Origin of the sequence: Mitsuokella multacida DSM 20544 (assembly GCF_000155955.1) — a bacterium.
Taxonomy (GTDB): Bacteria; Bacillota; Negativicutes; order Selenomonadales; family Selenomonadaceae; genus Mitsuokella; species Mitsuokella multacida.
Genome location: NZ_GG697141.2, coordinates 612540 through 622890, shown reverse-complemented (window position 1 = coordinate 622890; position 10351 = coordinate 612540). Strand labels below are relative to the sequence as shown.

The window sequence follows — 10351 nt, the reverse complement described above, 5'->3', positions numbered from 1 at the left end:
AAAGAAGTGCAAAAGTTTCATGGTTACGTATAGTAACAAGGTTTTAATACAAAAACACAGGCATCTGTCTATCTTGATATGACAGATGCCCGTGTGCTCGGTATCCGATATGGTATTTTCAGGCCGGCCGGCGCGCGAAGCGGTAGCCGACGCCGCGGACGGTCTCGATGGCGTCGCTGACGGTCGGGTCGTCTTTGAGCTTGGCGCGCAGGTGGCGGATGTGGACGTCGACGGTGCGGGTGTCGCCGTAGTACTCGTAGCCCCAGATGCGCTCGAGCAGCTCGTCGCGCGAGAAGGCGCGGCCGGGGTTCGTGACGAGAAGCTTCAGGAGCTCGTACTCCTTGGGCGTCAGGGCGATGGTCTTGTCGTGGAGCCATGCCTGATACGAGGAGAAGTCGAGCCGCAGGCCGCCGATGGTCAGGCTCTCTTCTCGCTCCTTGTTCTCGCGGCTGCCCTTCTGGACGCTGGCGGAGCGGCGCAGCACGGCCTTGACGCGCGCGAGCAGCTCGCGCATGGAGAAGGGCTTGACGACGTAGTCGTCGGCGCCGAGCTCGAGGCCGAGCACGCGGTCGATCTCCTCGGCCTTGGCGGTCAGCATGATGATGGGGATGCCGCTCGTCTGCGGGTCGGCCTTGAGCTGCCGGCAGACTTCGAGTCCGTCGACTTCGGGCAGCATGATGTCGAGCAGCACGAGGTCGGCCTCAGGGGCCCTTTGGAGGGCGGTCCGACCGTCGGCGGCCATCTCGACTTCATAGCCGCTCTTCTTGAGGTTGAAGCTCAGGAGTTCGCGGATGGGCGCTTCATCGTCTACGACGAGGATCTGCATGGTATCATCCTTTCTGGATTTCCGGGGTATCTGGGGGCATCGAAAAAAGCGGCAGACCCCCATCCCGCATTTCGCATTCCGGGGGTGCTGCCGCATGTGATCAATAGTAATGCTCGGTCAGGTCGATGAGGTTGTCGCGGACTTGGCGCAGGAAGTCCCAGCGATTGACGTTCTCCGCGCCGACGGAGAAGCAGACGCCGTCCTTCGTCCAGTAGGCGACAAAGGACGAGTCGCTGACTTCGGCCAGCTGGACGGCGGTGCTGCCAATGGTCGTATCCTTCCAGTCGGCACCGTAGACGCCGCTGAGGGCCTCGGCCGTCATCTGAGTCGGATTGGCGACCACCGTGCGCACGGTGAACTGGGCGCGCTTCTCGGGCGCACCGTAGCGCGAGGCATAGCGAAGGTCGGCGACTGTGCCGCCGATGATGAAGCGCTGCTGCAGCTCGAGGCCGGAGCTCAGCGGGAAGTAGAGCGGATGGACGGAGATGGCCTCAGCCATCTCGCTATAGCTCGCGGCGGGAACCATCGGGTTCGGCATGCCGACTGCAGCCGTTGCCTGCGCTGCGCTGTCGTTCGTGGCCTGCACGGGCGTGGCGGCCATCTGCGCGGCCTCGATGTCGGCGTTATCAGCAAAGCTCGTAGCCGGAGCGAGCAGGATAGCACCGGCAGCAGCCAGGGCCATGAGGTTATGAGAAAAATGCATGGATATTCCTCCAAGGTCAAAATAATTGCAACGATAAAGATTAAGAAATGAGGGAAAGGCTGTTGTCTTTCCCTCATTTCATTATAGTACAGATATTAGCACAAATCCAGAGGCTTTTCATTCGCCCGCTTCGTACGCCTCGAGTTCCTGGTCAGCGGCGACCTTGACCTCGGGCCAGACGCTGTTGACATAGGCGCCCATCAGGGCCTTGCCGTTGGCGTCGGGGTGCAGGCCGTCGAGGGCGTACTGCGTCGGCAGCAGGCCATCCTGTGTCGGGATGGCTGTGGCCATGTCGATGTAGGCATGCGTGCGGATGTAGGCGTTGACTGCGTCGAAGCGCTCCTGCCAGTCGTCAGCGGTCGGCTCCTGAAAGACGTGGTCGATGTTGTCGGGGTTGATGGCCGGCAGCGTCGCGAAGATTGGGCGGATGCCGTTCTCGAGGCAGCGCTGGCGCATGGACTCGAGGTCGGCGATGACGGCGTCCGTATCCTCCCCTGCCCGCAGGCTGTTGCTGCCCGTCATGATGATGAGGTAGGCCGGATGGAACGGCAGGACGTCGCGGTCGAAGCGCTCGGCGGTCATGCCGCTCGTGTCACCGCTCTGCGAGAGGTTGATGGCCGGGAAGTCGAGGTAATGGAGCCAGCTGAACGAAAAGACGGCTGGACTGTAGGAGAAATGGCCGCCTCCGTGGCTGATGCTGTCGCCGAGCACGGCGACCTGCCACCCGTCGGCGGGGTCTGTGCGGAAGGAGCGCACCTGCGACCACTCGCCGAGCGGTTGCCCCTCGCCGTCAAAGGCGCGCACGCGCCAGTAGAACGGCGTCGGACCGTAGTGGGCCTGCGGATCGTAAATCTCGGCCATGTCACTTCGCAGCGTCTCGATGGGCTCAGCTGCGGGCTCTTCCTCGGGGTTCACCTCGTAGATGGCAATTTCGTAGCTCGCAGCATTCGCCTGGCCAATCCAGGTGTAGACGGGATAGAGCAGCGTCTCCCCTCGCCTGCCGCCGTAGGAAGCTGTCAGTACGGGCGCCGTCATCGGCGGGATGTCGGGCGAGGTGTAGAGCGGCACGAGGTCGCTGTACGGCGTGTAGGGCGTGCCGTTGAAGTCGATTGCGCGCACGCGCCAGTAGAGCGGCTCGGTCTTGGAGCCGAGCTGGTCCGCGGCGAATTCGCGCAAAGGCGCGTTGTAGGCGTTCTGGTAGACGCTGCGCGTGCGGAAGACGGCGGCCTCGGAATTCTTTGCGGGCGAGAGATGCGCGGGCCGCTCGGTGAAGAACTCGATCTCGTACATGACGGCCTCATCGTCCGTGTTCCAGGTCAGGATTGGCGAATACGAGAGCGGCGTCTCGGCCGTCGTCGCGCTGAGGCCCGCGGGCGGCGGCGTCAGGAGCTGCGACGACGCTTCATGGCGCTGCGTCAGCAGGAGCGCCGCAAGGACGACGACGAGACACGAGAGCCCGACACCGATGGCGGTGAGGTGCTTATGGCCGATGCCGTTCTTGTTTCCTTTCTCTTTTCTTGCTTCTTTTCTTGATAACATGGGGATTCCCCCCTTTCGTGGATTCTATGAATGATTTCATGCATTGCATTATAGCACAAATCTGCCCTATAATAGAAGAAAATTACGGTATACATGATGAAAGGGCAGCTATGCGGGCAAAGAAGAATTTCCTGCTGGTCAAGAACCAGCGCATTGAGCAAAATGAACATCTCTCGGAGAAGGCGAAGGCGCGCCTCGGCAAGTCGAAGGCGGACAACACGCTCAAGGCGTATTCTGCGGACTGGAGCGATTTCTCGGACTGGTGCCATTACCACGGGGAGCGCGACCTGCCGGCGCGGCCGGAGACGATCGTCAACTACCTCAACGACCTCGCGGATGACGCGAAGGCGAATACGGTGGCGCGCCGCGTGACGGCCATCTCGGAGAACCACATGGCGGCCGGCTACACGGGCAAGAACAATCCGGCAAAGGACGCACTTGTGCGGACGGCGATGGAGGCGATACGGCGCGAGAAGGGCACGTTCCAGCAGGGCAAGGCGCCGATCCTCATGGAGACGCTCTACGTGCTGGCGGACTGCTTCGGGGATGACATCGTCTCCTTGCGCGACCGCGCGCTGATCTTCCTCGGCTTTGCGGGGGCGTTCCGCCGCTCGGAGCTCGTGGCGATACAGGTGGAGCATCTGACGTTTACCTCGCAGGGGCTCGTCGTCCTCGTGCCGCAGTCGAAGAGCGACCAACTCGGGCGCGGCACGGAGATCGCGGTGCCGTATGCACCGGACCCGGAGGTCTGCGCGGTGCGCGCGGTGCAAGCGTGGCTGCAAGCCGCGGACATCCACACGGGGCCTCTTTTCCGGCCGTTCACGCGCAGCCATTCGCTCCGGGACTCGCAGCTCACGGACAAGTCGGTGGCACTGATCGTGAAGAAGTACGCGGCGCTTGCGGGCTTCAATCCGGCGAGCTTCGCGGGGCACAGCCTGCGCAGGGGCTTCGCGACGAGTGCGGCGCAGCACGACGTCGACGCGCTGACGATCATGCGGCAGACGCGGCACCACTCGGAGAAGATGGTGCATCGATATATTGAGCAGGGCAATATCTTCAAGGAGAACCCGCTCAACAAGATGTACAAGAAGTGAGTGTGGGGTCAGCAAAGGGCATGGGCATACATTCCGGCTTCGTCGCTCCGTTGAATGAGCCCCATGCTACGGATAGTGTATCTAGGTGCTTCGCCGCCTGATGCGGCGTTCTGACATCGCCGGACTTCGGTGCGGCAGCTTGGGGCTCAGCCTGCGGCGGTCACTGCGCTCCTGCAGGCGGAATGCATGCCCACGCCCCGGAGCGGATGTCTGCAAACTGAGCTGCTGCGGTAGCGCGGCTGAGTGCTTTGCTCCAGGCCGTTTACAGCTATGAACATTAGGCGGCCGATTGCTTCGCTCCGGCCTTGATTTCTATGATAGTTGCTGATACTAGAAAAAGCTTCCCCTCTCAATCTGAGATGGGAAGCTTTTTTATGACGTACTTAGAGCACGGCTTTGTGGCTGAGGTTGATGCGGCCTTTGTCGTCGATCTCGACAACTTTGACCTGAAGCTGGTCGCCGACCTGGACGACGTCTTCGACTTTCTCGACGCGGTGCTTGGCGAGCTGGGAGATGTGGCAGAGGCCTTCTTTGCCCGGCAGGACTTCGACGAAGGCGCCGAATTTCATCAGGCGGGTGACGCGGCCGGTGTAGATCTCACCGACTTCGACTTCGCGCACGATGTCCTCGATCATCTGCTTGGCTTTCTTCATGCCCTCGGCATCGTTGGAGGTGATGAAGATGTTGCCGTCTTCGTGGATGTCGATGTCGACGCCGGTCTCGTCGATGATCTTCTTGACGACTTTGCCGCCGGAGCCGATGACGTCGCGGATCTTGTCGACCTTGATCTTGATGGTCTCGACGCGCGGTGCGTACGGGGAGAGCTCAGCGGCCGGCTTGTCGATGCACTCGAGCATCTTGCCAAGGATGAAGGCGCGGCCGCGCTTGGCCTGCTGCAGGGCGGCGGACAGGATCTCGCGGGAGAGGCCGTCGACCTTGATGTCCATCTGGATGGCGGTGATGCCTTCGGTCGTGCCGGCGACCTTGAAGTCCATGTCGCCGAGGGCGTCTTCCATGCCCTGGATATCCGTGAGGATCGTGTACTGATCCCCTTCTTTGACGAGGCCCATGGCGACGCCGGAGACGGGGCGCTTGATGGGCACGCCGGCGTTCATCAGCGAGAGGGTGCTGCCGCAGACAGAGCCCATGGAGCTCGAGCCGTTGGACTCGAGGACCTCGGAGACGAGGCGGATCGTGTACGGGAACTCCTCGATGGACGGGATAACCGGCACGAGGGCGCGCTCGGCAAGGGCGCCGTGGCCGATCTCGCGGCGGCCTGGGCTGCGCATCGGGCGAGCTTCGCCGACGCTGTAACCCGGGAAGTTGTAGTGATGGATGTAGTGCTTCGTCGTCTCGGGTCCGAGGCCGTCGATGACCTGCTCGTCGCCGAGGGAGCCGAGCGTCGTGACCGTGAGGATCTGGGTCTGGCCACGCGTGAAGAGGCCGGAGCCATGCGTGCGCGGCAAGAGGCCGACTTCGCACGATACCGGGCGGACTTCTTCGACCTCGCGGCCGTCCGGACGAATCTTCTCATGCGTGATCATGTGGCGCACGACGGACTTCTCGAGGTCGTGGATGGCGATGGCGATCTCTTTGTCCATCTCCGGGTAGAGCTCGAGGAAGTGTTCCATCGTGTCGGTCGTGACCTCGGCAATATGGGCGTCGCGGTCGAGCTTGTCCGGGTTGCGCACGGCGGCGTCGAGGCGGTCCTTGGCGTAGTCGCGGATGGCCTCCTCCATCTCGTGCGGGACGAGGAAGAGCTTCGGCTCGCTCTTCTCCTTGCCGCAGTCGGCCTGGATGCCCTGCTGGAACTCGACGAGGCGCTTGATCTCCTCGTGGCCGAACAGGATGGCGTCGAGGATGACGTCCTCCGGCAGCTCGTTGGCGCCGGCCTCGACCATCATGACGGCATCGTGGGAGCCGGCGACGGTGAGGTTCAGCGTCGAGACTTTGCGCTGCTCTTCGGTCGGGTTGATGACGAACTCATCGTTGACGCGGCCGACGCGCACGCCCGCAATCGGTCCCATGAACGGGATGTCGGAGACGGTCAGGGCACACGATGCGCCGATCATGGCGGCGAGCTCCGGCGCGTTGTCCTGCTCGACAGAGAGGACGGTCGCGACGATCTGGACGTCGTTGCGGAAGCCCTTCGGGAACAGCGGGCGGATTGGGCGGTCGATCAGGCGCGCGCAGAGGATGGCGTCGCTCGACGGGCGTCCCTCGCGCTTGATGAAGCCTCCCGGGATCTTGCCTGCCGCATACATCTTCTCTTCATAGTCGACCGTCAGCGGGAAGAAGTCGACGCCTTCACGCGGCTCAGCCGAGGCCGTAGCCGTCACGAGCACGACGGTATCGCCATAGCGCACGAGGACGGCGCCGTTGGCCTGCTTCGCGAGCTGTCCGTTCTCGATGACGAGCGGGCGGCCTGCGAGTTCCATCTCAAAGCGATTCATATGTACCTCCTTGGATCTTGAATCTCAATTCCTCTATATCTCTTGTATATCTCTATTTTTCCAGAAAAAAAAGCGGGATTGCTCCCGCTTTCCGCTTCAGGATCGCTCGCCAGCAATCAGCGCTCAACCGTGGAACGCAGACCAAGCTTTGCGATAATCGAACGATAACGCTCAATATCCGTCTTGTAGAGGTAGCTGAGCAGACGACGGCGATGGCCGACCATCTTCAGCAGACCGCGACGGGAATGATGATCCTTCTTGTGCTGCTTGAGATGCTCCGTCAGATAGTCGATACGTGCGGAGAGGACAGCGATCTGTACTTCCGGCGAACCCGTATCACCCTCGTGAACGGCATACTTCTGCATGATTTCCTGTTTTGCTTCCTGAGTCAGCATTTGTTGAATTCCTCCTGTTTGTTGTTCAATCTCCATCAGCCAAGAATACGTCGGAGTTCTTCGCAATCTGGGCTGAGGTTTGCCATTTGGCACTTTCAATAGTATATCACAGTCGTCAATCGCTTGTAAAGCAATTGCGCCAGATTTCTTTAGCACGCTCGCGGTCCTTGTGCATCTGCGCGATCAGGGCATCGACCGAGGCGAACTTCTCCTCCTCGCGGATCTTCTGCAGGAAGCGCACCTCGAGCAGACGGTCGTAGATGTCTTCAGAAAAGTCCTGGATGTTGACCTCGATGCGGCGGTTGCAGCCCTCAAACGTCGGGTTGTTGCCGATGTTGGCGAGTGCGGCATAGTCCCTGCCCTCATAATGGGCCGTCGCGGCGTAGACGCCGTTCGGCAGCATGACCTGGGCGTCGGGGATGGCGAGGTTGGCCGTCGGGAAGCCCAGCGTGCGGCCGCGCCTGTCGCCGTGGATGACGCGGTCAAGCACGGTGAACGGGCGGCCGAGGCACGCCTCGGCTGCGGCGAGGTCCCCGCCTGCAATCAGGGCGCGGATGCGCGTGCTGCTGACGGGCCGGCCGCCGAGCTGGACAGCCGGGCAGATCTCCGCGCGGAAGCCGTAATCACTGCCCACGCGCTGTAGGAGTCGGTGCGTGCCCTTGCCGCGGCTACCGAAGGTGTAGTTCGGCCCCGTGACGAGGATGCGCGGCGCGAAGGAATCGCGCAAGAGCGCGAGGAAGTCCTCCGGCGTGCGGCGCGCGAGGTCTTTCGTGAACGGGATGGCCATGAGCACGTCGACGCCGAGCGCCTCGATGAGCTGACGGCGCAGCGCGTTGTTGCTGATCTGCGGCGGCACGGCCTGCGGCGCGAGGACGGCGAGCGGATGGTTGCTGAAGGTGAAGACCATGCTCGTGCCGCCGATCTCGTGCGCGAGCTCGACGGCGCGGCTTATGATGCTGCGGTGGCCGCGATGGACCCCGTCGAACATGCCGAGCGCAATGACGAGCCGCGGGAAATCGTCGCGCAGCGTGGTGAGTCTTGAATAAAACTGCATAATGCTCCCCTCTCAGTTCTTCGTCGCAGGCTCGCGGCAAACGACCTTGGCCGGGATGACTTCCTGGCTCCGGCGGTCGTAGCGGCCGATGCCGAGGAAGCGGCCCGCGCTGTAGACGCGCAGGATGTCCGTCTCGGGCACATGGCGCCGCTCGCCCGTGCCGAGGCCGTTGCAGAACGGCTTCTCGCGGCGCGGGTCGAGGTCGTAGCGCTCGAGGTGACTGAGGAAATGCGCGGGCTCTAGGATGGCGCTCTCCCCCGCCTCGGCAAGCTCTTCAAGCGTCAGCGCGTCCGCGAGCGCGAAGTCGCCGACGCGGCTGCGCACGAGGAAACTCATCGTCGCGGGCAGGCCGAGGGCCGCCCCGATGTCGAGGCAGAGGCTCCTGATGTAGGTGCCCTTCGAGCACTGGACATCGAAGAGTATCTTCTTCTCCTCGGGATGGTAGGCAACGATGTCGAGCGCATGGATCGTGACCTCGCGCGAGGGGATCTCGACTTCCTTGCCCTCGCGCAGGAGGTCGCAGGCGCGCTTGCCGCCAATCTTGATGGCGGAGTGCGCTGGTGGCGTCTGCCGTATCTTGCCCGTGAAGCCCAAGAGCGCATGCTCGATGGCCTGCTGCGAGGGCATGGTGAAGTCTGTTACCTCCTCGGTAATCTCCCCCGTATCGTCGCCGCTGTCCGTCGCAAAGCCGAAGGTCAGCTCCGCGCGGTACGTCTTATCGGCGAGCTCGAGGTATTCGATGAGTCGGGCGGCCTGCCCGACGGCAATCGGCAGCACGCCGGCTGCCGCAGGGTCGAGCGTGCCGGCATGGCCGACGCGCTTCATGTGCAGCACCTTGCGCACGGCGCCGATGACGTCGTGCGAGGACATGCCGGGCGGCTTGAGGATGTTGAGAAACCCGTCCATCATTTCTCCCCCTGGCAATGGTAGGCGCGAATGGCCTTCGAGATGGCCTCGCAGATCGTGCGCTTGGCATCCTCGAATGGCATCGCGAGCGTGCAGCCGGCCGCGCGCGTGTGGCCGCCGCCGCCGAACTGCACGGCAATCGCGCTGACGTCGAGTCCTTTGGAGCGCATGCTGACGCGGCAGATGCCCTCCTCCTTCGTCTTGAGGACGACGGCGATGTCGACGCCCTCGATGACGCGGATCATGCCGATGAAGGACTCCGTCGACTTCATGCGCGCCGTCGTCTCCAAGTCGAGGAAGATGCCGGCCGCATGGCCGTCGGCGAAAAGCTCAGCGCGCTCGATGGCCTCGCCGATGTCGCGGATGGTCTGGTACGGCTTCTGCTCGAGCGCCTCCGAGATGACGTTCGGCTCGACGCCGTGGTCGAGGAGGTCCGCTGCGGCGCGCATCGTGTGCGACGTCGTGTTCGAGAAGCGGAAGAAGCCCGAATCCGTCGCGAGGCCAGTGTAAATGCACATGGCCATTTCCTTGTTGAGCGTCACGGGCAGCTCCTGCATGAGGTCGTAGATGATCTCAGCCGTCGCCGCGCGCGTCGCTGCGATATAACTGTATTCTGCCGAGCCGTCGTTCGTCTGATGATGATCGATATTGAGGAGATGCGCCGCATGGACGGCCTTCATGGTGCAGCCCGTGCGGTCCGTCGCCGTGTCGAGCACGACGAGCAGGTCGGCCTCTACGGGCTTTTCCTCGTCGGGTCTCCCAATAATATCATATCCCGGCAGCACCGAAAAGATGGCCGGGATATCATCATCGAGCAGAACGGAAGCTTCCTTGCCGAGCGAGCGCAGGATGTGCATGAGCCCGAGCGAGGACCCGATGGCGTCGCCGTCGGGATTCTGGTGGGCTGTGATGACGATCCGCTGAGCGCTCGACAGGATGGCTGCTGTTTCACTCAATGTCACTATCATGTCAATGTTCTTCTTTCTTAACGTTATCGGTCTCTGGAGCCTTCTTCGCCTTGTCCTCGGCCTCGATCTTCAGCAGCAGCTCCTGGATGTGTGCGCTGTAGTCGAGGGATTTGTCCACGACGAAGGAAAGCTCAGGCGTGAAGCGCAGGCGAATCCTCTTGCCGATCTCGCGGCGGATGAAGCCGAGCGAACTCTGAAGTCCTGCCCAGCAGTCTTTCACCTGCTGCTCACTGCCCATGAGGCTCACGTAGATCTTGGCCTCGCGCAGGTCGCCCGTGCATTCGACGGACGTGACCGTCACGAAGCCGATGCGCGGGTCCTTGAGCTCACGCAGGATGATCTCCGAGATCTCCTGCTTCATGAGCTCCTGGACCTTCTCTACCCGGAGCTGGCTCATGGCATTCCCTCCTTTT

General features: G+C 62.3%; 10 protein-coding genes. 1 reads left to right on the top strand and 9 read right to left on the bottom strand.

The window, feature by feature from the left end; translation table 11 throughout:
* Positions 1-118: 118 nt before the first annotated feature.
* The 3 genes from MITSMUL_RS02980 to MITSMUL_RS02970 all read right to left on the bottom strand — a co-directional run bounded on the left by MITSMUL_RS02980 (position 119) and on the right by MITSMUL_RS02970 (position 3068).
* A complete protein-coding gene (locus tag MITSMUL_RS02980; protein ID WP_005839809.1) occupies positions 119-826 on the bottom strand; it encodes a winged helix-turn-helix domain-containing protein in 708 nt (235 codons plus the stop codon).
* A gap of 100 nt (positions 827-926) precedes the next feature.
* Complete coding sequence (locus tag MITSMUL_RS02975; RefSeq protein ID WP_040635367.1) at positions 927-1529, bottom strand: hypothetical protein; 603 nt, start codon at positions 1527-1529, stop codon at positions 927-929.
* Between the two features lie 117 nt (positions 1530-1646).
* Positions 1647-3068 carry a GDSL-type esterase/lipase family protein gene (locus MITSMUL_RS02970; RefSeq protein ID WP_005839805.1) on the bottom strand — a complete coding sequence of 474 codons (1422 nt, stop codon included), beginning with the start codon at positions 3066-3068 and terminating at the stop codon, positions 1647-1649.
* 110 nt (positions 3069-3178) lie between these two features.
* Between MITSMUL_RS02970 and MITSMUL_RS02965 the strand changes: the two genes are divergently transcribed.
* Positions 3179-4162 carry a site-specific integrase gene (locus MITSMUL_RS02965; RefSeq protein ID WP_040635365.1) on the top strand — a complete coding sequence of 328 codons (984 nt, stop codon included), beginning with the start codon at positions 3179-3181 and terminating at the stop codon, positions 4160-4162.
* Positions 4163-4545: 383 nt separating this feature from the next.
* On the opposite strand, the gene MITSMUL_RS02960 is transcribed toward MITSMUL_RS02965, so the two are convergent.
* The 6 genes from MITSMUL_RS02960 to rbfA form a co-directional block, all read right to left on the bottom strand.
* Entirely contained in the window at positions 4546-6615 is a 2070-nt protein-coding gene (locus tag MITSMUL_RS02960) for a polyribonucleotide nucleotidyltransferase (protein ID WP_005839801.1), read from the bottom strand.
* Between the two features lie 116 nt (positions 6616-6731).
* Positions 6732-7010, bottom strand: coding sequence for a 30S ribosomal protein S15 (gene rpsO / locus MITSMUL_RS02955; RefSeq protein ID WP_036376552.1), 279 nt, complete (start codon positions 7008-7010; stop codon positions 6732-6734).
* 115 nt (positions 7011-7125) lie between these two features.
* Positions 7126-8064 (bottom strand): bifunctional riboflavin kinase/FAD synthetase, encoded by a 939-nt coding sequence (locus tag MITSMUL_RS02950; protein WP_005839796.1) that lies wholly within the window; start codon positions 8062-8064, stop codon positions 7126-7128.
* 12 nt (positions 8065-8076) lie between these two features.
* Entirely contained in the window at positions 8077-8970 is an 894-nt protein-coding gene (gene truB / locus MITSMUL_RS02945) for a tRNA pseudouridine(55) synthase TruB (RefSeq protein WP_040635363.1), read from the bottom strand.
* The gene (locus MITSMUL_RS02940) at positions 8970-9938 is read right to left on the bottom strand and encodes a DHH family phosphoesterase (RefSeq protein ID WP_005839793.1); all 969 of its coding nucleotides are present in this window, start codon (positions 9936-9938) and stop codon (positions 8970-8972) included. The genes truB and MITSMUL_RS02940 overlap by 1 nt, the downstream gene beginning before the upstream one ends.
* A 1-nt stretch (position 9939) precedes the next feature.
* Entirely contained in the window at positions 9940-10335 is a 396-nt protein-coding gene (gene rbfA, locus MITSMUL_RS02935) for a 30S ribosome-binding factor RbfA (RefSeq protein ID WP_005839792.1), read from the bottom strand.
* Positions 10336-10351: the final 16 nt, after the last annotated feature.